This window comes from Candidatus Williamhamiltonella defendens (assembly GCF_900699045.1).
Classification (GTDB): domain Bacteria; phylum Pseudomonadota; class Gammaproteobacteria; order Enterobacterales; family Enterobacteriaceae; genus Hamiltonella; species Hamiltonella defensa_A.
In genome coordinates this window covers 72,762-96,366 of the sequence record NZ_CAADHL010000001.1, presented here as the reverse complement: position 1 = coordinate 96,366, position 23,605 = coordinate 72,762, and the positions used below count along the sequence as shown (strand labels likewise).

Sequence of the window (23,605 nt, the reverse complement as noted above, 5' to 3'; positions counted from 1 at the left end):
TTTATAGGCAGTGTATCTTGCTTAATGTATTTTTTGTTTGTCGTATAATTAGTTTCCATGGGAGTCACGGAAATGAGCAGCCCTTTTTAGCCCGTACATTTTAAAAGCCTCAGATTAGCATCCGAGTTGCGTTTTTTCAGCACAGCTGATTTATGTGTTCCCGCTTGGGAATAAAATGATGATGCGCGCGCTTTTAGGCTTTTCTTTGACACAGTTTGCTTTCTGCTATCATCATCTTGATTTTTTTGCCGAAATCCCCGGTGTTTTATCTTTCTTAAAAGAAAAATCCTGTTTGGATAAAAGTCTTACCCCAATTTTGACGAATATCCTCGTTCCTATATTTTTGGATTACTGATCATTATGGGTTTATTACTGGTCAGCCAAATGATCCAACAATCTTCTTTTTCTTTTGATCATAGCCAGTGACTCTTAAGCTGAAAAAGATTCTTGCATCAAGAAGAAATAGGAAAACTGACCACTTTAACTAATTTATTAGGACGAAAAATTAAGATTCGTATTTCCGTCAAAAGAATGATGTTGTCAGAAGGGCAGCGGCTTGTTGCATAAAGAAAATCTATTACAGCACATTGTCGCTTGGCGTAAAGATTTGATGGAATCCGATCTTGCCACGTATCGTCTATATTTAAAAAATCTTCATCTGGCAAATATTCCTATTTTTGAAGGTTTTGAAGAAGGGACTTTTAACATTGAGCAAGCTGTCGTGCTAAGGCCTGATATGATCATCATAAATATTAAATCATCACGGGCATCCGAAGAGGCGAAATATCATGAAAAGCTTTTAGTAGTAGCTATTCTGATAGTATATGTTGATTTTCGTCATGATCTTATTATAGAACACAAAAACTACATTTCAGATTTTTAGAAAACTCTTAAACAAGAAAAAAGAGCCAAAGAATTTATTCATTTTCGAAGGGAATAAATGAAAAGGGTGACGGCAGTACTTGCTGCCGAACGTCCACCTTCCCAAAAAGTCTTTATTGAGCGTGCGGCAGATAGACTGATGAATATTGTTTAAGTTTTGGTAAAGATAATTTTGGCGGTTTTGTGACCTTTGCAGGGGGAGATAATATTTCGGATGAACTTTCAGTGGGCACGCTTATACAGATGCATCTTAACAGGTTATGGTATGATAAAATGGTGACCACCAGTGGTGGTTTGTAAACTTTTGTGACTAATGGAGATTAGATTGGTTTAGGGCCCTAAATGAAGATTTAAAAATTGCAGAAAAAATTAAAATTTTTATTCATCGTCCTATCTATTTTGATACTCAGGCGTTAAAAAATCGCTAGTTTTATGCTATCTGGCATCAATTTTATAATAGCCCTTATGATTTTATTGCCTTAAATAATTAAAAATATGAATTTAAATATTATTAAAAAAGATCTCTTTTAATTTGATGTCTATCAAATTTTGGTCAAACAATATGTTTATTATTTTTTTGCCCTACTTATGATATTGAATTTGGTTTTGGGTCCAGCCAATTATAATTTATAGGATATGACAAAAGTCCTTATCATGCCTAACACAGTGCCGGTGCAATTACGAGTTGTGTTATGGAATATTCGAATGCTAATGGCATTAATGGTATTACTGATCAGGCTGATTTATCGCTTTCTTAAGCACAGATGTAAATCATTTTAATATTCCCTTAGGGAGTACTTTTACATTAGGGATTGCCGCATCTGTCAATTTTGGTGCTGCTTTTAGGTTTTTATTTGACCTACGACTATTTCTAATATTAAATGAATATATAATTTTTATTAATACTTTTATCATGGCGTTCTTCTCTGATTGTATGATTGACTTATTAAGTTTAAGACGGGGTGTGCGTACGGAAAATTTGGTATTACTCGGTATTGCAATGGTCTTTACCTTCAACTCTATTATTGTCGTTAGTTCAATATTTTTCTCATGAGTAAGTCGTTGCTGCCGTTGTTTTTTTAGATTATGAAGAGCTTAATGAAAGCTACTTAGCTAAAAGTCGCCGTGATATTTTTAATATTCATACTGACTCTTCCTTTATTAATCAAGTGGGTTTGGGCATTAATAGCACTTAGGCTGGGTGATAAAAAGGCATAGAGTCTAGGTATCAATGTTAACATATACGTCTTGAAATTTTATTATTAGTGAGTTTTGTGACTTTGATATCTATATTCTTTTGTGGGTGCTATTAGATTTGTTGGTTTAATCTGGTCTCAGATTGCTCGTATGTTGATAGATAAAAATCAACGATTTTTATACCGTCTTTATTGCTGGCAGTCGCTTCATTGGTCTCTATTAGCTATGTTGTGAGCAAACTACTAATACCAGGAATAGTAGTACCTAGTGGGGTCGTCACTTCATTAATTAGCATCCCTTTTTTGTTACGTTAATTTTACATACTAGGCGCACTAGATGGTGAAATTACGGTTAGAAGAAGTAGGGGTAGCTTATGAGACTCGTCAAGTGTTGAGCAAAATCAACACCTCCGTCGGTTTATGAATCGTTGTTTTTGGTACGTAAATAATTTACCTCTTCATAGGGTGTGCATAATGATGAGTTGATCTTTATTGATATCTTAATGTCGTTATGATTTATTAATGGATTTTCTTTTCGTCATCTCACTGAATTAAGCGGTGGTAATGCCAGCTGGTTTTTATTACGTAAACTTTAACACGTGATCCAGAGATATTACTAATGAATGAGTTGACCAGTGCACTTGTATCATCAATTACGCGTACGGAATTTTATTCGTAGCCTAGCTCAACAAAAAACATTATTGTTTTATTGCATTGCATGATCTTAATCATGCGTTACGTTTTTCCGATCAAGTAATTGTTGTCGCGAACAGCGTCGTAAAAGCGAGTGGCCCCTCTGAAGAAGTTCTGACAAAAGAAATATTATGGGAGATTTATGGGATTAATGTGCCTATTGAAAATGTTGCTCGGCAGCAACCCCACGTTATTGTATCTGGTTTGAATCAAAGCCTTATGCCGGTATAAAATTTCAATTTTTTCCAAAATCAAGGACATATTTACGAAATAATCAAAATTTATTTTGATAAATTTGAATTCTGTTGTTTTCTAAAAACAGTTATGTATAATGTACTTCCTTAAAAAAATTCAGGATCAGTCCAAGAACAATACCTTCAATTCGAAGGTTATACGACAAAGAGTTACGCTCGTTTTTGATAATTTTTATACGCGAGCGCAGCCAATATTTTTTATAAAAATCGGAGTTCTGGTCTAATGCAGACCCACACACAACAAAGAATTCGTATCCGCTTAAAAGCATTTGATCATCGTTTAATAGATAAGTCGACTACCGAAATTGTAGAGACAGCGAAGCGCACAGGTGCTCAAGTGAGTGGTCCCATTCCATTACCAACTCATAAAGAACGCTTTACTATTTTAGTTTCTCCACACGCTAATAAAGACGCGCGTGATCAATATGAAATACGGACTCACAAACGCATCGTCGACATCATCGAGCCCACATCAAAAACAGTTGATGCTTTAATGCGCTTAGATCTTTCTGCAGGCGTAGACGTTTATATCGAACTAGATTAGTCAAGTCATTGAGCAACAAAGAGGTTGAAAGGATGAAGGGTTTAGTTGGTAAAAAATTGGGTATGACTCGTATCTTTACCAAAGATGGTATTTCAATTCCTGTTACCGTAATTGAAATAAAAGCGAATCGAGTGACCCAAATAAAAAATTTGGATAGCGATGGATATTTGGCTTTACAAATAACTACGGGCACTAAAAAAGCAAGTAGAGTTAACAAACCAAAAGCAGGGCATTTTGTTAAAGCAAATGTAGAAGCCGGTCGTGGTTTGTGGGAATTTCGTATCTCCGAACAAGATACAACTGTTTTTTTAGGTGACACTTTTGAAGTATCAATGTTTAAACCAGGCGATATAGTCGATGTTACTGGAAAATCAAAAGGTAAAGGTTTTTCAGGTACTGTGAAACGCTGGAACTTTCGTACACAAGATACTAGTCATGGTAATTCATTGTCTCATCGTGTTCCTGGTTCTATTGGTCAAAACCAAACGCCCGGAAAAGTATTTAAAGGCAAAAAAATGTCCGGCCAGTTAGGTAATGAACGAGTCACAATCCAGAATTTAGAAGTAGTGCGCGTAGACGTCGTACGCGAAATACTTTTAATCAAAGGGGGTGTTCCTGGGGCAGTAGGGAGAGATGTGATCGTGAAAGTGGCTGTCAAAGCGTAACATCGAGGAGATAGGAATGGAATTAGTAATAAAAGGCGCGGCATGCGCGCTAACTGTTTCTGAAACTACCTTCGGGCGTGATTTTAATGAAGCACTTGTCCATCAGGTGGTTGTTGCGTATGCGGCAGGTGCCCGCCAAGGTACTCGTGCTCAAAAGAGCAGAGCTGAAGTAAAAGCTTCAGGTAAAAAGCCTTGGCGTCAAAAAGGGACAGGACGTGCGCGCGCAGGATCTGTAAAAAGCCCAATTTGGCGATCTGGAGGCATTACTTTTTCTGCAAAACCTCAGGATCATAGCCAAAAAGTAAATAAAAAAATGTATCAAGGCGCACTCAAAAGTATTTTATCTGAATTGGTGCGTCAAAACCGCTTAATCGTTGTTGAGACATTTTCTGTTGAAAAACCTAAAACTAAATTATTGATTCAAAAATTAAAAGAAATGTCTCTTAGAGACGTTTTAATTGTAACAGAAAAAGTGGATGAAAATTTATTTTTAGCGTCTCGTAACCTTTATAAAGTTGATGTTCGTGATGCCGCAGGCATTGATCCAGTGAGTTTAATCTCTTTCAATACAGTGGTTATGACGGGGAGTGCGGTTAAACAACTCGAGGAGATGTTGGCATGAGTTCTGAAGAATATCTATTAAAAATATTACGAGCGACACATATATCAGAAAAATCTACTTTTTTAACAGAAAAAAAGAATACCTTTGTATTTAAAGTGCTAATAAATTCCACTAAAGCACAAATTAAGGCTGCAGTAAAATGTCTCTTAAAAGTTGATGTTATTGCTGTTAACACCTTAATAGTTAAAGGAAAAACCAAACGTAGAGGTCAGCGTATTGGTCGCTGTATCGATTGGAAAAAAGCTTATGTTACCTTGAAAAAAGACCAAAACTTGGACTTAGTCACGGGTCAAGAATAAGCTGGAGGAGTTAATAATGGCAGTCGTTAAATGTAAACCTACATCTCCAGGCCGTCGCCATGTTGTTAAAGTGGTCACTTCTAAGCTGCATAATGGCAAACCATATCGTCCTTTGCTTACAAAGTTAAGCAAAACCGGCGGGCGTAACAACAGGGGCTGTATTACTACTCGTCATATTGGTGGTGGCCACAAACAGCATTACCGTCTGATTGATTTTAAACGCAATAAAGATGGAATTCCTGCTTTGGTTGAACGCCTAGAATATGATCCGTGTCGTTCCGCCAACATCGCATTGCTTTTATATTCAGACGGTGAGCGGCGTTATATTTTGGCTACAAAAAATTTAAAAAAAGGTGACCGAGTTCAATCGGGTGTTGATGTTGTAATTAAAGCAGGAAATACCTTGCCTATGAGTAACATTCCAATTGGATCCACGATCCATAACGTAGAAATGAAACCTGGTAAAGGTGCTCAGATAGCACGTTCTGCAGGTGCGTATGTTCAAATTATTGCGCGGGAGGGTTTTTACGTCACCCTTCGTCTTCGTTCAGGTGAAATTCGCAAAATCCATTCAGATTGTAGAGCAACTCTTGGCGAAGTAGGTAATGCTGAACATATGTTACGTGCTTTAGGTAAAGCAGGCGCTAAGCGTTGGAGAGGAATTCGTCCTACAGTGCGCGGTACAGCAATGAACCCTGTAGATCACCCGCATGGTGGCGGTGAAGGCCGCAATTTCGGTAAGCACCCCGTCACCCCTTGGGGGGTTCAAACGAAGGGCAAAAAAACCCGTAACAATAAGCGTACTGATAAATCTATTGTACGTCGCCGTAGTAAAAAATAACCAGAGGGTAAACCGTATGCCACGTTCTCTCAAGAAAAGTTTTTTCGTTGACCTACATTTGCTGAAGAAAGTGAAATTAGAAAAATCGGCAGAAAATAAAGATAGAAAACCAATTAGAACTTGGTCTCGTCGTTCAACGATTTTTCCAAAAATGATAGGTTTAACCATTGCTATCCACAATGGTCGTCTCCATGTCCCTGTGTTTATTTCTGACGAGATGGTTGGCCACAAACTGGGAGAATTTGCACCTACCCGTACTTATCGTGGCCACGTTGCCGCTGATAGAAAGGCAAAAAAACTCTAAGATAAGGAAAGAGATGGAAACTATCGCTAAACATTGCCACGCTCGCTCTTCTGCGCAAAAAGTACGCCTCGTAGTGGATTTGATTCGCGGTAAGCAAATACCGAGAGCTTTGGAAATTTTAAGTTACACTAATAAAAAAGCTGCAGTTTTAGTTAAAAAAGTATTAGAATCTGCTGTTGCTAATGCAGAAAACAACGATGGTGCTGACATTGATGATCTGAAAATTACGCGAATTTTCGTAGATGAAGGCCCTGCTATGAAACGTACCATGCCACGTGCCAAAGGCCGTGCAGATCGCATATTGAAGCGCACCAGCCACATTACTGTTGTTGTGTCTGATGGCAGAGACTCTGGAGACGAATAATGGGTCAAAAAGTACATCCGAAAATTATTCGGCTAGGTATTATTAAGTATTGGCTCTCTAATTGGTATGCCAACACGAAAGAATTTTCTGAAAATTTGCAGGGAGATTTTAAAGTTCGTCAGTTTTTGACTAAGGAATTATCAAAAGCTTCACTTTCTCATGTTGTTATTGAGCGTCCACCAAAAAGTATTCGAGTCACTATTTACACAGCACGACCCGGTATTGTTATTGGTAAAAAAGGTGAGGACGTCGAAAAATTGCGTAAGCGTGTTTCTGTTATTGCCGGTGTTCCTGCTCAAATTAACACCTATGAAATTCGGAAACCAGAATTAGATCCAAAATTAGTTGCAGATGGTATTACTTCACAGCTAGAACGTAGAGTAATGTTTCGTCGAGCTATGAAGCGTGCAGTACAAAATACAATGCGAGCTGGAGCTAAAGGTATTAAAGTAGAAGTTAGTGGTCGTTTAGGTGGTGCCGAAATTGCTCGCACTGAATGGTATCGTGAAGGTCGTGTGCCTCTACATACTTTAAGAGCAGACATTGATTACGATACTTCCGAAGCACATACTACTTATGGTGTTATTGGAGTTAAAGTGTGGATTTTTAAAGGTGAAATTTTGGGTACCGTGCTTCCGTTTAAACAGGCTGAACAACCTAAACAACAGCAGCGCAAAGGCCGAAGCAAGGAGAATCGCTGATGTTGCAACCAAAACAAACAAAATTTCGAAAAATGCATAAAGGCCGTAATCGTGGCCTGGCTAATGGGACTAATGTTGTTTTTGGCCACTTTGGCTTGAAAGCCTCTGGTCGTTGCCGGTTAACAGCCCGGCAGATTGAATCTGCTCGTCGAGCAATGACACGTTGTATTAAGCGTCAAGGTAAAATTTGGATCCGTGTTTTCACAGATAAGCCGATTACTCAAAAACCTTTGGAAGTACGCATGGGCAAAGGAAAGGGTAATGTAGAATATTGGGTCGACTTAATTCAACCAGGAAAAGTTTTATTTGAAATGGGTGATGTTTCTGAAGAAATTGCTCGTGAAGCTTTTAAACTAGCTGCAGCAAAGCTTCCTGTTGGAACTACTTTTGTAACTAAAACGGTGATGTAATGAAATTACAAGAGCTGCGTAAAAAAAGTATAGAAGAGTTAGAGAGAGAGATTTTGAATCTTCTACGTGAACAATTTAATTTGCGTATGCAGGCCGCATCAAGTCAGCTAAAACAAACGCATCTCTTTAAAAAGATGCGTCGTGATATTGCTCGCATTAAGACTTTATTGACTGAAAAAGGGAGTGGGTGTCATGAATAATAATACTCGTACCCTTCAGTGCCGTGTTGTCAGTAGTAAAATGCAAAAATCAGCGGTAGTTGCTTTCGAACGTTTTGTTAAGCATCCTATTTATGGAAAGTTTATCAGGCGCACCACTAAATTACATATACATGACGAGAATAATGAGTGTAACGTAGGTGATATTGTGTCTATTCGTGAATGTCGGCCGATATCAAAGACAAAGGCTTGGACTTTTATTGGCGTTATAAAAAAAGCGATTAATTGATTCGATCAATAAAATAAATTTGAAATGAATAACAATTTTGATTTTGAAGTTTTTCTTAAGATCATAGCTTAGTAACGGCCTTAAACTCCTAACTGTATTTTGAAAGATGTTAATAAGATTTGAGGTATTAAATTAGTTAATGTTATTGGAGCACTAACATGATACAACAAGAAAGTATGCTCAACGTAGCCGACAATTCAGGTGCGCGTAGCGTAAAGTGTATTAAGGTTCTAGGTGGCTCTCGTCGCCGCTACGCGTGTGTTGGAGATATTATTGTTATCTCAATTAAGGAAGCAATTCCTCGTGGCAAGGTGAAAAAAGGTGATGTTTTAAAGGCAGTTGTAGTGCGAACAAGCAAGGGTGTACGTCGTCCAGACGGTTCCATTATTCGGTTTGATACTAATGCTTGTGTTATCTTAAATAAGAATACCGAACAGCCTATTGGTACTCGTATTTTTGGGCCCGTAACCCGCGAATTACGTAATGAAAAGTTTATGAAAATTATTTCTTTAGCGCCAGAAGTACTTTAAGAGGCGAGCTATGGCAATGAAAATTCGTTGTAACGATCAAATTATCGTGCTTACCGGAAAAGATAAAGGGAAGCAAACTAAAATAAAAAAAATTTTGAAAAATGGGAAGGTCATTCTCGAAGGCGTAAATTTGGTTAAAAAACATCAAAAACCAGTTCCTTCTCAGAATAAACCAGGTGGTATTATTGAAAAAGAGGCGCCGATCGACTTTTCTAACGTTGCTATCTTCAATGAAGATACCGGTAAACCTGATAAAATAGGTTTTAAATATGAAAACGGTAAAAAAGTTCGATTTTTTAAATCGAGCGGTAAGGCTATTTCTAATATAAATAAAAGTTAGAAATTCATTTGGAGTAACTTGATGGCAAGATTGCATGATTACTATAAAGATATAATAATTAAAGAGATGATGTGTAAATTTTCCTATGCTTCTATCATGCAAGTCCCTCGGGTAATAAAAATTACCTTGAATATGGGCGTTGGCGAGGCTGTTTCTGATAAAAAAATGCTTGATAATGCAATGTCGGATTTAGCAGCAATTGCCGCTCAAAAACCTTTAGTGACTAAAGCCCGAAAATCAGTTTCGGGTTTTAGCATACGTCAAGGTTATCCCATAGGATGTAAAGTGACTTTACGTGGCAAACGTATGTGGGAATTTTTAGAGCGTCTGCTTTCTATTGCCATACCACGTATTCGTGATTTTCGGGGCTTATCTAAAAAGTCTTTCGACGGTCGTGGTAATTATAATATGGGTGTGTCAGAACAAATTATTTTCCCTGAAATTAATTACGATGCGATTGTTAAAATCTTTGGTTTGGATATTAGCATTACCACTACTGCAAAATCTGACGATGAAGGGCTTGCATTATTGGCTGCTTTTAAATTTCCATTCCGTAAATAAAAGCGGATTACTAATATGGCTAAGAAATCAATCATCGCTAGAGAATATGTTCGTATTCAATTAGAAAAGAAATATCGTGATAAACGTCAAAATTTGAAGACTATTGTTTCTAGTAAATCTTCATCAGATAAAGAGCGCTGGGCTGCCATGATCATGTTGCAAAGTTTACCGCGTGATTCTAGTCGATGCCGACAAAGTAACCGTTGTTCTCAGACCGGACGAGCACACGGTGTACTTAGAAAATTTAAATTGTGCCGTAGTAAAATTCGTAAGGCCGCGGTACAAGGTCTAATACCAGGCCTAAAAAAGGCATCTTGGTAATTTTATTAATTGAATCACGGGAGTTAAATATAAAATGAGTATGCAAGATCCTATTGCGGACATGTTAACTCGTATCCGTAATGGTCAGGCCGCAAACAAAGTTGGAATTACCATGCCTTCATCTAAATTAAAGGTCGCTATAGCTGAAGTTTTAAAGGAAGAAGGTTTTATCAACAGTTTTACTGTTGAAGGTGAAAAAACTAATCCAGCCTTGGTAATAATACTTAAGTATTATAAAGAAAAACCGGTAGTAGAAAGAATTGAGCGTATTAGCCGTCCCGGTCTCCGTATTTATAAAAAAAGAGATGCGCTGCTTAAGGTCATGGGTGGTCTGGGGATCGCTATTATTTCTACCTCTAAAGGTGTTATCACTGATCGCGCAGCGCGCCAAGCTGGTCTTGGTGGTGAAGTTATCTGCTACGTAGCTTAATTCGAGGAATAGAATGTCTCGTGTTGCAAAAACTCCCATCGTCATTCCTGCTGGTGTAGAGGTGAAACTCAACAATCAGGTAATTTCGATTAAAGGTAAAAATGGCGAATTAACTATTTCAGTTCATAAAGCTGTGAATATTAATCATACAGGAAATATATTAACTCTGTCAGCAAGAGAAAGGACTACAGACGGTTGGGCTCAAGCGGGTACCACTCGTGCTTTACTTAACTCCATGGTTATAGGGGTAACTGAAGGTTTCATTAAAAAGCTTTCATTAGCAGGTGTAGGTTATCGTGCGGCAATACAGGGGAATACCTTAAAGCTTGCTTTAGGGTATTCTCATTCGATTGATCATCAACTGCCGTTAGGTGTTTTTGCTGAGTGCCCAACTCAAACTGAAATTATACTTAAAAGTTCTGATAAAAAGCTTATTTCTCAGGTTGCCGCTGATATTAGAAATTACCGTCGTCCTGAACCCTATAAGGGCAAAGGTGTTCGTTACGCCGATGAAAGCGTGCGTCTCAAAGAGGCTAAAAAGAAGTAAGGTAACACTATGGATAAGAAATTAGCCCGCATCCGTCGTGCGACCCGTACACGACAAAAGATTAAAGAATTAGGTGCAACTCGTTTAGTTATACACCGGACTTCACGTCATATATATGCACAAATTATTTCACCAACTGGTTCTAATGTTTTGGTTGCTGCTTCTACTGTAGAAAAAGCGATCCGTCAGGGACTTAAATACTCCGGAAATAAAGAAGCCGCCGCGTTTGTTGGTAAAATTATTGCCGAGAGAGCATTAGAAAAAGGTATTATAAAAGTATCTTTTGACCGATCTGGTTTTCAATATCATGGCAGAGTCCAGGCGCTGGCAGATAATGCTCGTGAAGCTGGCCTTAATTTTTAAGTTTTAGAGGTTAGTGAAAATGGCTCTCATCGAAAAAGTAAAACATGCTGGTGAACTACAGGAAAAATTAATCGACGTAAACCGTGTATCTAAAACGGTAAAAGGTGGTCGTATTTTCAGTTTTACTGCACTGACAGTCGTAGGAGACGGTAAAGGACGAGTAGGTTTTGGGTATGCTAAAGCTCGCGAAGTGCCTGCGGCAATTCAGAAAGCAATAGAAAAAGCCCGCCGTAACATGATCAGCATTTCTCTAAATGCTGATACCTTACAATATTCTATTAAAGGTTCTCATACTGGTTCTCAAGTATTTATGCAGCCTGCTTCTGAAGGTACAGGTATTATTGCTGGCGGCGCAATGCGTTCTTTGCTAGAGGTTGCAGGTATTCACGACGTATTAGCGAAGATTTATGGTTCTACGAATTCAATTAATGTGGTACGTGCTACTATTAAGGCTTTAAAAGATATGAAATCCCCAGAAATGATCGCAGCTAAGCGTGGTAAATCACTCGAAGAGATTTTAGGTAAATAAAACCATGAGAAAAACTATTAAAGTGACTCTTATTCGCAGTAGAATTGGACGTTTACCAAAGCATAAAGCGACTCTAGATGGTTTAGGTTTACGACGTATTAATCATCACGTAGAGCTTAATAATACTCCTGCCATTCGTGGTATGCTTAACTTGGTTTCTTATATGATTAAAGTCGAACTACTCGAGGAAGGTAACCAATGCGTTTAAATACTTTATCGCCTGCTCAGGGTGCTAGGCAGGCTCCAAAACGCGTAGGTCGTGGTATCGGATCCGGTCTGGGTAAAACAGGCGGACGTGGTCATAAAGGACAAAATTCTCGTACTGGAGGCGGTGTACGTCGGGGTTTTGAAGGCGGTCAGATGCCTCTATATCGCCGATTACCGAAATTTGGCTTTATCTCTCGTAAAGCGATGGTAACAGCAGAGGTTCGTTTATTTCAACTTGCTTCACTCGAAACAGATATTGTCGATATCAATATTTTGAAGGCATGTAAAATTATTCCTCATAAGTCTCAATATGCAAAAATTATTCTTTCAGGCACTATAGAAATCCCTGTTACTATTCGTGGATTAGTCGTCACTAAAGGTGCCCGTGCTGCTATAGAAGCTGCTGCTGGTAAAATAGAGGAATAAGTAGCAGATGACCAAAAAAAAACCAACACTAGATTTTCAAAGTACTAAAGGCGGTCTAGGTGAACTTAAACGTCGTCTTTTATTTGTTGTTGGCGCTCTTATTGTTTTTCGTATTGGTTCATTTATTCCAATTCCTGGTATTGATTCCGCCGTGCTTTCTAAATTGCTTGAGCAGCAAAAGGGCACGATTATTGAAATGTTCAATATGTTTTCGGGTGGTGCTTTAAGTCGTGCCTCTATATTAGCCTTGGGTATTATGCCTTATATTTCTGCTTCTATTATTATTCAGTTGCTAACAGTGATTAATCCAATACTAGCAGAAATGAAAAAAGAAGGTGAGTTGGGTCGTAGAAAAATAAGTCAATATACTCGTTATGCCACTTTATTATTGGCCATTATTCAATCTATTGGTATTGCAACCGGTTTACCTAATATGCCTGGAATGAAAAGCTTAGTATTGTCGCCTGGTTTTTCTTTTTACTTTACTGCGGTTGTTAGCTTAGTTACTGGAACTATTTTTCTTATGTGGCTGGGTGAACAAATTACTGAACGCGGTATAGGTAATGGTATTTCAATTATCATATTTGCTGGTATCGTTGCAGGATTACCTTCTGCTGTTAGTCATACTATTGAGCAAGCTAGAGAAGGTGATTTACATTTTTTACTGTTACTGATTGTTATAGTATTAGTATTTTCAGTAACTTTTTTTGTTGTTTTTATAGAGCGGGGTCAACGCCGTATCGTAGTTAACTATGCTCAACGTCAACAAGGTCGTCGTATTTACGCGGCGCAAAGTACGCACTTACCATTAAAGGTAAACATGGCGGGCGTGATCCCCGCTATTTTTGCTTCGAGTATCATATTGTTTCCTGCTACTTTAGCATCTTGGTTTGGTAATGGAACAGGTTGGAGCTTTCTCACCGCTATTTCTATGTACTTGCAACCTGGTCAACCCCTTTATGTATTGCTTTATGCATCGGCTATCATTTTTTTCTGTTTTTTTTATACTGCTTTAGTGTTTAATCCTCGCGAAACTGCTGATAATCTTAAAAAATCAGGTGCATTTATTGCAGGTGTTCGTCCAGGAGAACAAACATCAAAATATATAGATAAAGTAATGTCACGTCTTACATTAATCGGTTCAATTTATATTGCTTTTATTTGTCTTATACCAGAATTCATGCGTGATGCGATGAAAGTTCCATTTTATTTTGGCGGTACTTCTTTACTTATTGTGGTTGTAGTTATCATAGATTTCATGGCTCAGTTGCAGACTCTAATGATGTCAAGTCAGTATGAGTCTGCTTTGAAAAAAGCAAACCTGAAAAGCTAAAATCGCCGTTTGAGAAAATTTCGGAGAATTAAAATGAAAGTGCGTGCTTCCGTTAAAAAAATGTGTCGGAACTGTAAGATTATAAAACGTCATGGTATCGTTAGAATAATTTGTAGTGATGAGCCAAAGCATAAACAACGTCAAGGTTGATCAATGCTTTTTATTTTTCAAAAACTAAGTAAGTAAGCTTTATCTCTCATTCTTAAGTGAATCGTTTAATGCCGTTTGAGTATCCTGAAATGGGCCTTCAATACAGTATTAATTATAAATAGTAGGAGTGCATAGTGGCCCGTATAGCAGGGATTAACATCCCTGATCAAAAACATACCGTGATTGCTTTAACCTCAATTTACGGGATAGGTAGACCTACTGCATTAGATATCTGTGCTAAAACAGGTGTTGCTGCGGCTGTTAAGATCAGTGAGTTGTCTGAAAAACAAATCGAAGACCTACGTGAACAGGTTGCAAAATATACTGTCGAGGGTGATCTACGTCGTGAAGTAACCCTGAAAATAAAACGTTTGATGGATATTGGAACGTATCGTGGTTTGCGTCATAGACGTGGTCTCCCAGTTCGGGGCCAGCGTACCAAGACCAACGCACGTACCCGAAAGGGGCCACGTAAACCCATCAAGAAATAATCGGAGGGAGGATTCATAATGGTAAAGGCACCTATTCGTGCGCATAAACGTATAAAGAGGCAAATCCCTAATTGTATCGCTCACGTTCATGCTTCTTTTAATAACACTATCGTTACCATCACAGATGGTCAGGGAAACGTTTTAGCTTGGGCAACAGCAGGAGGATCTGGTTTTAGGGGTTCTCGTAAATCTACGCCATTTGCGGCACAGGTTGCAGCAGAACGCTGTGCTGAGGCGGTAAAAGATTATGGTATAAAAACTTTGGAAGTTATAGTGAAAGGCCCAGGACCTGGGCGTGAATCTACTGTTCGCGCATTTAATGCATCGGGTTATCGAATTACTAGTATTACTGATATGACCCCTATTCCTCATAACGGTTGTCGTCCGCCCAAAAGGCGTCGGGTATAGAGCCGATTTTTAGTTTTGTTGGAGAAAAAAATGGCTAGATATTTGGGTCCTAAGCTCAAACTGAGCCGTCGCGAAGGCACGGACTTATTTCTTAAGTCCGGAGTTCGTGCGATTGAAACTAAGTGTAAAATTGATCAACCACCTGGGCAACATGGAACGCGTAAACCTCGGATGTCTGATTATGGGCTGCAGCTACGTGAAAAACAGAAAGTTCGTCGTATTTATGGTATTTTAGAACATCAATTTCATAGTTATTATAAAGAATCTGCACGTTTAAAGGGTAATACAGGTGAAAATTTGTTACAACTACTAGAACGTCGTTTGGACAATGTCGTTTATCGTATCGGCTTCGGAGCAACGCGTGCTGAGGCGCGCCAGCTGGTTACACATAAAGCTATCCTAGTTAACGATCGTGTTGTTAACATACCTTCTTTTTTAGTCTCTCCTAATGATAGAGTCAGTGTTAGACGGAAAGCAAAAAAACAATCTCGTATTAAAGAATCACTTCAGCTGGCTGCACAACGTGAAGAGCTGAGTTGGTTGGAGATAGATTCTTCTGAAATGATCGGTACGTTTAAGTTTATTCCTGAACGTGCCGTTATATCTGGTGGTATCGATGAACACTTGATCGTCGAACTTTACTCGAAGTAAAGTTTAGTATCAAAGAGAGGACACAATGCAGGGTTCTGAGATAGAATTTCTAAAACCGCGCTTGGTAAATATCGAGCAAATCAGTCCGAGTCACGCTAAAATAACCCTTGAACCTTTAGAACGTGGTTTCGGCCATACTCTCGGTAACGCGCTACGTCGTATTTTGCTTTCATCTATGCAGGGTTATGCCGTCACTGAAGTTGAAATTGATGGTGTGCTTCATGAATACAGCACTAAAGAAGGTGTGCAGGAAGATATTTTAGAAGTTCTGCTTAACCTGAAAGGCTTGAAGGTGAAAGTTAAAGGTAAAAAAGAGGTTACGGTTACCTTGAGTAAGTCTGGCATAGGCCCTGTGCTTGCTGCTGATATTATTCATAATGGTGATGTGGAAATAGTAAAGCCGCAGCATGTCATATGCTATTTGACCGATGAAAATGCTTCTATTAGCATGAAAATAAAAATTCAACGGGGCCGCGGTTATGTTCCAGCTTCTTCTAGAATGAATCTAGAAGAAGATGAGCGTCCAATAGGTCGTCTACTGGTAGATGCATGTTATAGTCCTGTAGAGCGGATTTCTTATGTTGTCGAAGCAGCACGTGTAGAACAAAGAACCGATTTAGACAAACTAGTTATTGATATGGAAACTAATGGTACGATCAATCCTGAAGAAGCGATTCGTTTTTCTGCCACCATATTAGCTAAGCAACTAGAGGCGTTCATTGACCTACATCATGTTAGTCAACCAGAGCTGAAAGAAGAAAAGCCAGAATTTGATCCTATCTTGTTGCGTCCTGTCGATGATTTAGAATTAACTGTTCGCTCTGCTAACTGTCTGAAGGCAGAAGCCATTCACTATATTGGTGATTTAGTACAGCGTACCGAAGTTGAGTTACTTAAGACGCCTAACTTGGGTAAAAAATCTCTTACTGAAATTAAAGATGTATTGGCTTCACGAGCTCTATCTTTAGATATGCGCCTAGAAAATTGGCCACCGGCAAATTTTTTTGATGAGCAATGATATACAAGATAATGTTTTACTGAGAAGGATAAGGTTCCATGCGACATCGTAAAAGTGGTCGTCAACTCAATCGTAATAGTAGCCATCGTCGTGCTATGCTTCGTAATATGGTTAGTTCTTTGGTTCTTCATGAAAGAATCAAAACAACTGTACCAAAAGCTAAAGAATTGCGTCGTGTTGTTGAACCATTAATTACTCTTGCCAAGACGGATAGCGTTGCTAATCGTCGATTGGCATTCGCCCGTATTCGTGATAACTACATTGTAGTGAAATTATTTAATGAACTTGGGCCGCGTTTTGTGAGCAGAGCGGGTGGTTATACCCGTATTTTAAAATGCGGTTCCAGGGCAGGAGATAATGCACCTGTGGCTTATATTGAATTACTTGATCGATCTGTATCAGAGCCAGAGCCTACCACACATACAAATGCATAAATGTATCTATAGATAAAAAATCGAGGAAGCACGGTTTTTATATTTTTTGCTTCTAAAAATAGCAATAGAAGATCTAAATTATTGCTCAAGTTTTAAAGACAGTTTCCTGTCTACATTTACCTTTTTAGAGGACGACTAATGTTAACTAAAACAGGTGTTTTTAGCGGATGTATTGTGGCATTAGTTACTCCTATGGACAACAAAGGCCGTTTGGATGAAATCAGTCTAAAAAAATTAGTGGAGCATCATGTCGAGAGAAAAACGCAAGCGATTGTTTCCGTTGCTACAACGGGCGAATCTGCAACTTTAAATTATGATGAACACGTGTATGTTGTATTAAAAACCTTGGAATTTGCATCAGGTCGAATCCCCGTCATTGCTGGTACAGGGGCTAATTCGACAGAAGAAGCCATTTCTTTGACACAACGTTTCCATAATACAGCTGTCTCTGCTTGTTTAACGGTGACGCCCTATTATAATCGGCCTACCCAAGAAGGGTTATACCAGCATTTTAAAGCGATTGCAGAAAGCACCGAGCTCCCACAGATTCTTTATAATGTTCCTTCACGTACTGGTTGTGACCTCCTGCCTTCAACGGTTGCAAGACTCTCTAAAATTAAGCATATAATTGGTATTAAAGAAGCCAGTGGTGATTTAAATCGTGTCAGTGAGATCCAATCTTTGATTGACGATGAAGAATTTATTCTTCTAAGCGGTGATGATGCAACTGGTTTAGACTTTATGGAACTGGGTGGAAAAGGTATTATTTCAGTGACAGCGAATGTCGCAGCTGCCAAAATGAATAAGCTCTGTGCGTTGGCTCAAGAGGGGCTTTTTTCTCAAGCTCGAATTTTAAACCAAAAGCTGTCTCCCTTACACCATTATTTATTTATTGAGTCAAATCCAATTCCAGTGAAATGGGCTTGTTACAAGTTACAATTAATCAAGACTGATACTCTACGCTTACCTATGACTCGTTTAGTTGAATCGGCTAAACCTCAAGTAATGGCGGCATTAAAAAGTACTGGTTTACTTTAATTTTTTAAGGAAATTGCGAATGTTTTTACAAAAACTTATGAAAATAAAATTAAACCCCAAAATGCTGATTATTTTTTTAAGTTTATTGTTAACGGTCTGTGCAAAAAAATTAAATGCTAAACATGAGATGGAATCTGAGACAAAATCAGCTATAAAAGGAGAAGAATATTATCTTAATACTCCAAAACTGATATTACTTAAATCACCTGAAGGTCTGATGTTACCTCTAAAACAAAGCAATTATTATGTTCCTGATGTGACACAAAAAGAGCCTGTTGGAAAACAAGTCGATATTCGTCCGCCTGTACAAATTTTGGCCTTAATTAAGGCTTCCCAGAGTCAATCTGCTAATGGAATTAGCACGTTATTTTTAGAGGATAGCCCCGGTAATTTATGGTTAGAAGTTCTCAATATAATAAAGAAAAAAAACCTTCCTATTGTTAATCAGAATAATCACGATCAAACACTAACAACCGATTGGATTATATGGAAAAATATGAATGAAAATCCTCTATTTTCAGGGCGTTATGAAATCAGTGTGAAACAAAATGAATGCCCAAAAAGATTAATACTAAGGACCCTTGAACTACATCAGGGAGAGAAAAAAATCACTGATTCTAATTATATCCAACGTTATAACAACACAGTATTAAACACTATTATCGAAGGTTTGTACCAAACTCAAGTAGATACAGAAAACACACGAGTCATACATAAAGCAGGAAGTTTAGACGTACAATTAAGTAGTAATGAAAATGGGTTGCCTAATATCTTGATAGGTGCATCTTATTTAACCGTTTTGGACCGTTTACCTGTAGCGATAAAGAAAATAGGCATGGTAATAACAGAAAGCCGTCGTTCAAAAGGAACTTTCTCAGTGATCTATAAACCTGTCAGCAATGAACAGTGGGAAAAAATGGGTATCAAAAAACCGGGTTTAAAACCAGGTGAGTATAAATTACAGTTGGTAGATTTAAAAAATTATAGCAGTTTACAGTTTATAAATTCTAACGGACAGACTTTAATGCAATCTGATAATAATGATTTGGTACCGGTTTTTAAGGCGGTTTTTAGTGAAACAGAAACAGAAAAATAAATCATATCATCTACCCCCCTTTTTTTCATAGGGCGATAAAAGTGCAAAAATTGTCTGAAGTCTACCGTGGAAAAGCAAAAACAGTCTACGCCACCGAAAACCCTGACTTTCTTGTGTTAGAATTTCGCAATGATACTTCCGCACTGGATGGAAAACGTATAGAACAATTTTATCGAAAGGGAATTATTAATAATCAATTTAACCATTTTATTATGCTAAAACTGGAAGAGGCGGGTATTTCAACACAACTCGAACATTTACTATCAGAGAATGAACTGCTGGTTAAAAAATTGGATATGTTTCCTCTCGAATCTGTCATAAGAAATCGCGCTGCAGGTTCTTTAGCAAAACGGTTAGCTCTTCAAGAAGGTCTTTTACTCGATTCTCCTATCTATGAGCTGTTTTTAAAAAATGACAGCCTGCACGATCCAATGATAACTGCATCTTACTGCGAGACTTTCGGTTGGGCCAGCACCGCTCATTTAGTCAAAATGAAAGAATTAAGCTACAAGGTAAACGACGTATTAAGTCCCTTATTTGATGCCGCGGATTTAATTTTGGTTGATTTTAAATTAGAGTTTGGTTTGTTCAAAGGAGAGATCATTTTGGGGGATGAGTTTTCACCGGATGGCTGCCGTATATGGGATAAGACAACCTTAAATAAACTGGACAAAGATCGCTTTCGACAAAATTTAGGCGGCCTTATTGGGGCCTACGAAGAAGTGGCTAAACGTATTGGGGTTCCATTAAATCAATAAAATCGATGCTCTCTTTTCAACAAGCATCATCAATATCAAATTATTAGAGCATTTTATGCAAAATCCACTTTTAACGCATTTTTATCTTACCCCTTTTTCAAAAATTCGTGTGGAAGATATTGTGCCTGCAATAAAAACAGTGATCAATGAATGTCGTGAACAGGTAGAAAATTTGATTGCCAAAAAAAAAATGTTTACTTGGGATAATCTTTGCCAGCCTTTATCAGAATTAGATAATCGGTTGTCCCGTGTTTGGTCGCCTATCAGCCATCTCAATTCTGTTAAAAATAGCAGAGATTTCAGAGCCGCCTATGAGCAATGCGTATTATTATTATCTGAGTACAGTACTTGGATAGGGCAAAACGAACAATTGTATGAGGCTTATCTCAATTTACAATCAGGTGCACATTTTTCTGAGCTCAGTGCTCCTAAACGTAAATCAGTTGAAAATCAGTTACGTGATTTTCGGTTATCAGGTATTGGTTTAGAACCTGAGGCCAAAAAACGCTATGCTGAAATAGTCGCTAGTTTGTCCAAATTAAGTTCTGCCTACAGTAACCATGTTTTGGATGCAAGTATGGGTTGGACAAAACAAATTGACGATCTTGCCTCATTAAGTGGATTACCTCAAAGTGCTTTAAGTCTGGTCAAAATACAAGCGGAAGAAAAACAAAAAAAAGGGGCATTATTAACCTTAGATATGCCATGCTATTTGCCTGTTATTACCTATGCAGATAACCGTCAACTCCGGCAAGAAATCTACGAGGCTTATTCGACTCGAGCATCAGATCAAGGGCCTCATGCTGGTCAATGGGATAATAGCGAAATCATGGAAAAAATACTGGCCCTCCGTCATGAATTGGCGCATTTATTGGGTTTTGCAAATTACGCTGAAAAATCTTTAAGTACTAAAATGGCAGACAAGCCAGAACAGGTACGCAATTTCTTAGAGGATCTCGCCAAACTTGCTTGTCCGAAAGCGGAAAAAGAGCTAGCACAATTATGTACTTTTGCAAAAGCGCATTATAGTGTGGATGAATTACAAGCTTGGGATATTGCTTATTACTCTGAAAAACAAAAGCAGCATTTATACACTATCAGTGATGAAGAATTAAAGCCCTATTTTCCAGAGCAACGTGTTTTAGAGGGGTTATTTGAAGTCACACGACGTATTTATGGTATTCAGATAAAAGAATGCTATGATATTGATACTTGGCATCCCGATGTGCGTTTTTTTAAAGTATTGAATGAAAAAAATAACGAGCACTATGGCAGTTTCTATTTAGATCTTTATGCACGAGAACATAAACGTGCTGGTGCTTGGATGGATGGATGTATTGATAGACTACGTTTTAGTGATGGTCATTTACAAAAGCCAGTCACCTACTTAGTCTGTAACTTTAGTCGTCCTATCGAAGACAGGCCGGCCCTGTTCACTCATGATGAAGTCACTGTCCTTTTTCATGAGTTTGGTCATGGGTTACACCATATGCTCACCACAATAGAAACACCAGGCGTCTCTGGGATACATGGTGTACCGAGAGATGCGGTAGAATTACCTAGTCAATTTATGGAAAATTGGTGCTGGCAATCAGAAGCATTGACGTTTATTTCAGGGCATTATGAAACGACTGAACCCCTACCAGAAAAAATGTTAAATAAACTCTTGGCCACAAAAAATTATCAATCGGCCTTGTTTATCATTCGTCAATTAGAATTCGCCTTATTCGATTTTTGTGTACATCATGAATATGATCCTATCAAAAGAACACAGGTTCTGGCTCAATTGCGCGAAGTAAAAAAAAGAATTTCTGTCATACCTACGCCTCCTTGGACCCGTTTTCCACATTCCTTTACGCATATATTTTCGGGAGGTTACGCGGTAGGTTATTATGGCTATTTATGGGCAGAAGTATTAGCAGCAGATGCATTTTCTCGTTTTGAAAAAGAAGGTATATTTAACTCTAAAACGGGTCAATCTTTTCTTGAAGAAATCCTCTCTAAAGGCGGTTCAGAAGAACCTATGGTGCTCTTTAAACGTTTTCTCGGTCGTGAACCCAGATTGGAGGCTATGCTACGCAGCTATGGGATATGCGACAAATAACAGGAAACTTATAAAACACTTTGATCATAATGATAAATATCGGTACGAAATTGAGTGGCTCCGTCTTCTGAAACCCAAGCAGTGAGATAATACGACCAAACCGGAATACGCGGAAGCGTATTCCGGTAGATACTTTTATTTTCTTTAAGAAAATTCAATATATCTGCGTCGGTTAAACCTGTCTTTTTAAGTAATATGCGAGCCAGTTCGGAGGCTTTTTGTACACGCATACACCCTGAGCTGCCTGCTCGTCTGTATCGTCGAAACATCGCTTTATTAGGAGTATCATGTAAAAAAATAGAATATTGATTCGGCATATTAAATTTATAATGCCCCAAAGGATTGTTTGGTCCTAAGGTTTGACGGAGATAATAGGGAAAATTTTCTATTGAAATTTTTTCCCAGTCGATACTTTCTGGATCGATGACCTCTGCATTTTGGCTCCAACTCGAGAGTATGCGATAATTGTGCTCTTTAAGATAATCGACATTTTTGATGACTTGGGGGAGAATATCCTCTCTTGCTAGGGAGTGAGGCACATTCCAATCAGGATTAATCACAATTTGCTTGATCGCGCTTTGCATCACAGGTGTTTTTCTATTAGGACGACCAACTATTATTTTTGAGAATAATTTTATCTTTCCTTCTTCGTAGTAATTGAGTGAATAATCAGGGATATTGACTAAAATCCCTGTTTGGATATCAGCCGGAGTGAAACGCAATCTTTGCATATTGAGCGCCAGTAATCTCGCCAATATTTTGGGTGATACATTGAGCCAATTTTTGGTCTTAATGCCAATTATACCATCAGAAGGTAAGCCTCTATTTTTTTGAAATTGTTTGATTACCATGACGAGATCATGACTATAGACCTGTGAATCTATGTTTGTGAGTAACATATTTCCTATACCTAAACGGTATAATATTTTTTTCACATTAGAGATATCTTGACTTCTGTACCCCTCTCTCCAATAAACCCGTTCAGTCAATTTTGGCCAAGGGGAGTTATCCGAAAGTAATTTAAGTAATTCCGCCTGCATTTTACGATACTGAGGATGCTGTGGTGCTAATGATTTTACATAATGATATGTCTCTTTTTTATAAATAGCTTTTTTCCATAAGGTAATTTTATTTTCAGGAGCCTGCATAATCTGGTAGCCCTGTTTGTCTGAATTTAAGGGAGGTCTATATAACAAAACTTTTTCTTCAGAAGTGAGGGAGGAGATAAAATACAAATACCCTAACATCGCATCAGATAAAATGATGTCACGTGCTATTCCTGTGATGTTTGGATCGGATAGATATTCCAGCCATGTTGAAAACTGCGGATTTATCCTTAATAGGGCCACTTCCAAAAGTTGTTGCTTAAAATCTTGGATAGCCATCGGGTCTTGCCATAGGGGTTCCTGCGCATTTTTTTGATAAAACTCAGATAATATTGATAAAGAATAGAGTTTGATTCGTTCAGGTAATTGACTGAATAAGGCACGTTCACGCTCATCGATAGAATCGACGACTTTCAACGGATGCTCTGCTGAGCTCAATTGAGGTGTCAACATTAAAATCACCGAGCAGCTATATAATGACCAACACAACAGCATTGACTGTAAGAGATTTTTTATACTCATCAATCTATTTTTATTTTTTC

36 protein-coding genes are annotated in these 23,605 nt (G+C 38.2%); 35 read left to right on the top strand and 1 reads right to left on the bottom strand.

The annotated features are described in order from the left end of the window. The first annotated feature begins 556 nt into the window (after nucleotides 1-556). From CICURV3402_RS00480 to prlC, 35 genes are all read left to right on the top strand, one after another. A complete protein-coding gene (locus tag CICURV3402_RS00480) occupies nucleotides 557-883 on the top strand; it encodes a TroA family protein (protein ID WP_158379426.1) in 327 nt (108 codons plus the stop codon). A 635-nt stretch (nucleotides 884-1,518) separates the two neighbouring features. Continuing rightward, nucleotides 1,519-1,662, top strand: a complete 144-nt coding sequence (locus CICURV3402_RS06275) for a hypothetical protein (RefSeq protein ID WP_235667567.1) — start codon at nucleotides 1,519-1,521, stop codon at nucleotides 1,660-1,662. Nucleotides 1,663-2,792: 1,130 nt separating this feature from the next. Further along, nucleotides 2,793-3,002: a hypothetical protein gene (locus CICURV3402_RS00470; protein ID WP_158379425.1), complete on the top strand. Its 210-nt coding sequence runs from the start codon at nucleotides 2,793-2,795 to the stop codon at nucleotides 3,000-3,002. A gap of 246 nt (nucleotides 3,003-3,248) precedes the next feature. Further along, nucleotides 3,249-3,569 carry a 30S ribosomal protein S10 gene (gene rpsJ, locus CICURV3402_RS00465; RefSeq protein WP_158379424.1) on the top strand — a complete coding sequence of 107 codons (321 nt, stop codon included), beginning with the start codon at nucleotides 3,249-3,251 and terminating at the stop codon, nucleotides 3,567-3,569. 32 nt (nucleotides 3,570-3,601) lie between these two features. After that, entirely contained in the window at nucleotides 3,602-4,234 is a 633-nt protein-coding gene (gene rplC / locus CICURV3402_RS00460) for a 50S ribosomal protein L3 (protein ID WP_158379423.1), read from the top strand. Between the two features lie 16 nt (nucleotides 4,235-4,250). Then, nucleotides 4,251-4,856 carry a 50S ribosomal protein L4 gene (gene rplD / locus CICURV3402_RS00455; RefSeq protein WP_158379422.1) on the top strand — a complete coding sequence of 202 codons (606 nt, stop codon included), beginning with the start codon at nucleotides 4,251-4,253 and terminating at the stop codon, nucleotides 4,854-4,856. Next, complete coding sequence (rplW, locus tag CICURV3402_RS00450) at nucleotides 4,853-5,155, top strand: 50S ribosomal protein L23 (protein WP_158379421.1); 303 nt, start codon at nucleotides 4,853-4,855, stop codon at nucleotides 5,153-5,155. Before rplD ends, rplW begins: the two co-directional genes overlap by 4 nt. Nucleotides 5,156-5,171: 16 nt before the next feature. After that, nucleotides 5,172-5,996, top strand: a complete 825-nt coding sequence (gene rplB, locus CICURV3402_RS00445) for a 50S ribosomal protein L2 (protein WP_158379420.1) — start codon at nucleotides 5,172-5,174, stop codon at nucleotides 5,994-5,996. 16 nt (nucleotides 5,997-6,012) lie between these two features. Further along, nucleotides 6,013-6,300: a 30S ribosomal protein S19 gene (rpsS, locus tag CICURV3402_RS00440; protein WP_158379419.1), complete on the top strand. Its 288-nt coding sequence runs from the start codon at nucleotides 6,013-6,015 to the stop codon at nucleotides 6,298-6,300. Nucleotides 6,301-6,313: 13 nt separating this feature from the next. Beyond that, nucleotides 6,314-6,664: a 50S ribosomal protein L22 gene (rplV, locus tag CICURV3402_RS00435; protein WP_158379418.1), complete on the top strand. Its 351-nt coding sequence runs from the start codon at nucleotides 6,314-6,316 to the stop codon at nucleotides 6,662-6,664. Beyond that, nucleotides 6,664-7,365 (top strand): 30S ribosomal protein S3, encoded by a 702-nt coding sequence (gene rpsC, locus CICURV3402_RS00430; protein ID WP_158379417.1) that lies wholly within the window; start codon nucleotides 6,664-6,666, stop codon nucleotides 7,363-7,365. Before rplV ends, rpsC begins: the two co-directional genes overlap by 1 nt. Further along, complete coding sequence (gene rplP, locus CICURV3402_RS00425) at nucleotides 7,365-7,775, top strand: 50S ribosomal protein L16 (protein WP_158366443.1); 411 nt, start codon at nucleotides 7,365-7,367, stop codon at nucleotides 7,773-7,775. The genes rpsC and rplP overlap by 1 nt, the downstream gene beginning before the upstream one ends. Beyond that, a complete protein-coding gene (gene rpmC / locus CICURV3402_RS00420) occupies nucleotides 7,775-7,975 on the top strand; it encodes a 50S ribosomal protein L29 (RefSeq protein ID WP_158379416.1) in 201 nt (66 codons plus the stop codon). The genes rplP and rpmC overlap by 1 nt, the downstream gene beginning before the upstream one ends. After that, nucleotides 7,968-8,222, top strand: a complete 255-nt coding sequence (gene rpsQ, locus CICURV3402_RS00415) for a 30S ribosomal protein S17 (RefSeq protein WP_158379415.1) — start codon at nucleotides 7,968-7,970, stop codon at nucleotides 8,220-8,222. The genes rpmC and rpsQ overlap by 8 nt, the downstream gene beginning before the upstream one ends. Nucleotides 8,223-8,380: 158 nt before the next feature. After that, nucleotides 8,381-8,752, top strand: a complete 372-nt coding sequence (gene rplN, locus CICURV3402_RS00410; RefSeq protein ID WP_016856748.1) for a 50S ribosomal protein L14 — start codon at nucleotides 8,381-8,383, stop codon at nucleotides 8,750-8,752. A gap of 10 nt (nucleotides 8,753-8,762) precedes the next feature. Continuing rightward, nucleotides 8,763-9,092, top strand: a complete 330-nt coding sequence (gene rplX / locus CICURV3402_RS00405) for a 50S ribosomal protein L24 (protein ID WP_158379414.1) — start codon at nucleotides 8,763-8,765, stop codon at nucleotides 9,090-9,092. A 21-nt stretch (nucleotides 9,093-9,113) separates the two neighbouring features. Further along, on the top strand, nucleotides 9,114-9,653 hold the full coding sequence (gene rplE / locus CICURV3402_RS00400; protein ID WP_158379413.1) for a 50S ribosomal protein L5: 540 nt from the start codon (nucleotides 9,114-9,116) through the stop codon (nucleotides 9,651-9,653). A 15-nt stretch (nucleotides 9,654-9,668) separates the two neighbouring features. Then, nucleotides 9,669-9,974, top strand: a complete 306-nt coding sequence (gene rpsN / locus CICURV3402_RS00395) for a 30S ribosomal protein S14 (protein WP_158379412.1) — start codon at nucleotides 9,669-9,671, stop codon at nucleotides 9,972-9,974. 34 nt (nucleotides 9,975-10,008) lie between these two features. Beyond that, entirely contained in the window at nucleotides 10,009-10,404 is a 396-nt protein-coding gene (rpsH, locus tag CICURV3402_RS00390) for a 30S ribosomal protein S8 (protein ID WP_158379411.1), read from the top strand. Between the two features lie 13 nt (nucleotides 10,405-10,417). Then, nucleotides 10,418-10,951 carry a 50S ribosomal protein L6 gene (rplF, locus tag CICURV3402_RS00385; RefSeq protein ID WP_158379410.1) on the top strand — a complete coding sequence of 178 codons (534 nt, stop codon included), beginning with the start codon at nucleotides 10,418-10,420 and terminating at the stop codon, nucleotides 10,949-10,951. Nucleotides 10,952-10,960: 9 nt separating this feature from the next. Next, nucleotides 10,961-11,314, top strand: coding sequence for a 50S ribosomal protein L18 (rplR, locus tag CICURV3402_RS00380; RefSeq protein ID WP_158379409.1), 354 nt, complete (start codon nucleotides 10,961-10,963; stop codon nucleotides 11,312-11,314). A 19-nt stretch (nucleotides 11,315-11,333) separates the two neighbouring features. After that, complete coding sequence (rpsE, locus tag CICURV3402_RS00375; protein WP_158379408.1) at nucleotides 11,334-11,843, top strand: 30S ribosomal protein S5; 510 nt, start codon at nucleotides 11,334-11,336, stop codon at nucleotides 11,841-11,843. 4 nt (nucleotides 11,844-11,847) lie between these two features. After that, entirely contained in the window at nucleotides 11,848-12,051 is a 204-nt protein-coding gene (rpmD, locus tag CICURV3402_RS00370) for a 50S ribosomal protein L30 (protein ID WP_158379407.1), read from the top strand. Next, the gene (gene rplO, locus CICURV3402_RS00365) at nucleotides 12,042-12,476 is read left to right on the top strand and encodes a 50S ribosomal protein L15 (RefSeq protein WP_158379406.1); all 435 of its coding nucleotides are present in this window, start codon (nucleotides 12,042-12,044) and stop codon (nucleotides 12,474-12,476) included. Before rpmD ends, rplO begins: the two co-directional genes overlap by 10 nt. A 7-nt stretch (nucleotides 12,477-12,483) precedes the next feature. After that, nucleotides 12,484-13,809 (top strand): preprotein translocase subunit SecY, encoded by a 1,326-nt coding sequence (secY, locus tag CICURV3402_RS00360; protein ID WP_158379405.1) that lies wholly within the window; start codon nucleotides 12,484-12,486, stop codon nucleotides 13,807-13,809. 33 nt (nucleotides 13,810-13,842) lie between these two features. Continuing rightward, nucleotides 13,843-13,959, top strand: coding sequence for a 50S ribosomal protein L36 (gene rpmJ, locus CICURV3402_RS00355; protein ID WP_158366417.1), 117 nt, complete (start codon nucleotides 13,843-13,845; stop codon nucleotides 13,957-13,959). A gap of 134 nt (nucleotides 13,960-14,093) precedes the next feature. Further along, the gene (gene rpsM, locus CICURV3402_RS00350; RefSeq protein ID WP_158379404.1) at nucleotides 14,094-14,450 is read left to right on the top strand and encodes a 30S ribosomal protein S13; all 357 of its coding nucleotides are present in this window, start codon (nucleotides 14,094-14,096) and stop codon (nucleotides 14,448-14,450) included. Nucleotides 14,451-14,468: 18 nt separating this feature from the next. Then, nucleotides 14,469-14,858: a 30S ribosomal protein S11 gene (rpsK, locus tag CICURV3402_RS00345; RefSeq protein WP_158379403.1), complete on the top strand. Its 390-nt coding sequence runs from the start codon at nucleotides 14,469-14,471 to the stop codon at nucleotides 14,856-14,858. A 30-nt stretch (nucleotides 14,859-14,888) separates the two neighbouring features. After that, nucleotides 14,889-15,509, top strand: coding sequence for a 30S ribosomal protein S4 (rpsD, locus tag CICURV3402_RS00340; RefSeq protein ID WP_158379402.1), 621 nt, complete (start codon nucleotides 14,889-14,891; stop codon nucleotides 15,507-15,509). Nucleotides 15,510-15,534: 25 nt separating this feature from the next. Beyond that, nucleotides 15,535-16,527: a DNA-directed RNA polymerase subunit alpha gene (locus CICURV3402_RS00335; protein ID WP_158379401.1), complete on the top strand. Its 993-nt coding sequence runs from the start codon at nucleotides 15,535-15,537 to the stop codon at nucleotides 16,525-16,527. A gap of 38 nt (nucleotides 16,528-16,565) precedes the next feature. Beyond that, entirely contained in the window at nucleotides 16,566-16,961 is a 396-nt protein-coding gene (gene rplQ, locus CICURV3402_RS00330) for a 50S ribosomal protein L17 (RefSeq protein ID WP_158379400.1), read from the top strand. Nucleotides 16,962-17,099: 138 nt separating this feature from the next. Next, nucleotides 17,100-17,999: a 4-hydroxy-tetrahydrodipicolinate synthase gene (gene dapA, locus CICURV3402_RS00325; RefSeq protein ID WP_158379399.1), complete on the top strand. Its 900-nt coding sequence runs from the start codon at nucleotides 17,100-17,102 to the stop codon at nucleotides 17,997-17,999. 19 nt (nucleotides 18,000-18,018) lie between these two features. Next, a complete protein-coding gene (bamC, locus tag CICURV3402_RS00320) occupies nucleotides 18,019-19,095 on the top strand; it encodes an outer membrane protein assembly factor BamC (RefSeq protein ID WP_235667566.1) in 1,077 nt (358 codons plus the stop codon). Nucleotides 19,096-19,136: 41 nt separating this feature from the next. Next, nucleotides 19,137-19,853, top strand: a complete 717-nt coding sequence (gene purC, locus CICURV3402_RS00315) for a phosphoribosylaminoimidazolesuccinocarboxamide synthase (protein ID WP_158379398.1) — start codon at nucleotides 19,137-19,139, stop codon at nucleotides 19,851-19,853. Nucleotides 19,854-19,908: 55 nt separating this feature from the next. Beyond that, nucleotides 19,909-21,957, top strand: a complete 2,049-nt coding sequence (prlC, locus tag CICURV3402_RS00310; protein ID WP_158379397.1) for an oligopeptidase A — start codon at nucleotides 19,909-19,911, stop codon at nucleotides 21,955-21,957. A gap of 8 nt (nucleotides 21,958-21,965) precedes the next feature. Here prlC and ldtD read toward each other — a convergent pair whose 3' ends face one another. Next, the gene (gene ldtD / locus CICURV3402_RS00305; protein ID WP_235667565.1) at nucleotides 21,966-23,516 is read right to left on the bottom strand and encodes a L,D-transpeptidase; all 1,551 of its coding nucleotides are present in this window, start codon (nucleotides 23,514-23,516) and stop codon (nucleotides 21,966-21,968) included. Nucleotides 23,517-23,605 lie beyond the last annotated feature (89 nt).

Coding starts and splice junctions, on each gene's coding strand:
- CICURV3402_RS06275 (WP_235667567.1), top strand. CDS start 1,519: ATGACAAAAGTCCTTATCATGCCTAACACAGTGCCGGTGCAATTACGA.
- rpsJ (WP_158379424.1), top strand. CDS start 3,249: ATGCAGACCCACACACAACAAAGAATTCGTATCCGCTTAAAAGCATTT.
- rplC (WP_158379423.1), top strand. CDS start 3,602: ATGAAGGGTTTAGTTGGTAAAAAATTGGGTATGACTCGTATCTTTACC.
- rplD (WP_158379422.1), top strand. CDS start 4,251: ATGGAATTAGTAATAAAAGGCGCGGCATGCGCGCTAACTGTTTCTGAA.
- rplW (WP_158379421.1), top strand. CDS start 4,853: ATGAGTTCTGAAGAATATCTATTAAAAATATTACGAGCGACACATATA.
- rplB (WP_158379420.1), top strand. CDS start 5,172: ATGGCAGTCGTTAAATGTAAACCTACATCTCCAGGCCGTCGCCATGTT.
- rpsS (WP_158379419.1), top strand. CDS start 6,013: ATGCCACGTTCTCTCAAGAAAAGTTTTTTCGTTGACCTACATTTGCTG.
- rplV (WP_158379418.1), top strand. CDS start 6,314: ATGGAAACTATCGCTAAACATTGCCACGCTCGCTCTTCTGCGCAAAAA.
- rpsC (WP_158379417.1), top strand. CDS start 6,664: ATGGGTCAAAAAGTACATCCGAAAATTATTCGGCTAGGTATTATTAAG.
- rplP (WP_158366443.1), top strand. CDS start 7,365: ATGTTGCAACCAAAACAAACAAAATTTCGAAAAATGCATAAAGGCCGT.
- rpmC (WP_158379416.1), top strand. CDS start 7,775: ATGAAATTACAAGAGCTGCGTAAAAAAAGTATAGAAGAGTTAGAGAGA.
- rpsQ (WP_158379415.1), top strand. CDS start 7,968: ATGAATAATAATACTCGTACCCTTCAGTGCCGTGTTGTCAGTAGTAAA.
- rplN (WP_016856748.1), top strand. CDS start 8,381: ATGATACAACAAGAAAGTATGCTCAACGTAGCCGACAATTCAGGTGCG.
- rplX (WP_158379414.1), top strand. CDS start 8,763: ATGGCAATGAAAATTCGTTGTAACGATCAAATTATCGTGCTTACCGGA.
- rplE (WP_158379413.1), top strand. CDS start 9,114: ATGGCAAGATTGCATGATTACTATAAAGATATAATAATTAAAGAGATG.
- rpsN (WP_158379412.1), top strand. CDS start 9,669: ATGGCTAAGAAATCAATCATCGCTAGAGAATATGTTCGTATTCAATTA.
- rpsH (WP_158379411.1), top strand. CDS start 10,009: ATGAGTATGCAAGATCCTATTGCGGACATGTTAACTCGTATCCGTAAT.
- rplF (WP_158379410.1), top strand. CDS start 10,418: ATGTCTCGTGTTGCAAAAACTCCCATCGTCATTCCTGCTGGTGTAGAG.
- rplR (WP_158379409.1), top strand. CDS start 10,961: ATGGATAAGAAATTAGCCCGCATCCGTCGTGCGACCCGTACACGACAA.
- rpsE (WP_158379408.1), top strand. CDS start 11,334: ATGGCTCTCATCGAAAAAGTAAAACATGCTGGTGAACTACAGGAAAAA.
- rpmD (WP_158379407.1), top strand. CDS start 11,848: ATGAGAAAAACTATTAAAGTGACTCTTATTCGCAGTAGAATTGGACGT.
- rplO (WP_158379406.1), top strand. CDS start 12,042: ATGCGTTTAAATACTTTATCGCCTGCTCAGGGTGCTAGGCAGGCTCCA.
- secY (WP_158379405.1), top strand. CDS start 12,484: ATGACCAAAAAAAAACCAACACTAGATTTTCAAAGTACTAAAGGCGGT.
- rpmJ (WP_158366417.1), top strand. CDS start 13,843: ATGAAAGTGCGTGCTTCCGTTAAAAAAATGTGTCGGAACTGTAAGATT.
- rpsK (WP_158379403.1), top strand. CDS start 14,469: ATGGTAAAGGCACCTATTCGTGCGCATAAACGTATAAAGAGGCAAATC.
- rpsD (WP_158379402.1), top strand. CDS start 14,889: ATGGCTAGATATTTGGGTCCTAAGCTCAAACTGAGCCGTCGCGAAGGC.
- CICURV3402_RS00335 (WP_158379401.1), top strand. CDS start 15,535: ATGCAGGGTTCTGAGATAGAATTTCTAAAACCGCGCTTGGTAAATATC.
- rplQ (WP_158379400.1), top strand. CDS start 16,566: ATGCGACATCGTAAAAGTGGTCGTCAACTCAATCGTAATAGTAGCCAT.
- dapA (WP_158379399.1), top strand. CDS start 17,100: ATGTTAACTAAAACAGGTGTTTTTAGCGGATGTATTGTGGCATTAGTT.
- bamC (WP_235667566.1), top strand. CDS start 18,019: ATGTTTTTACAAAAACTTATGAAAATAAAATTAAACCCCAAAATGCTG.
- prlC (WP_158379397.1), top strand. CDS start 19,909: ATGCAAAATCCACTTTTAACGCATTTTTATCTTACCCCTTTTTCAAAA.
- ldtD (WP_235667565.1), bottom strand. CDS start 23,516: ATGTTGACACCTCAATTGAGCTCAGCAGAGCATCCGTTGAAAGTCGTC.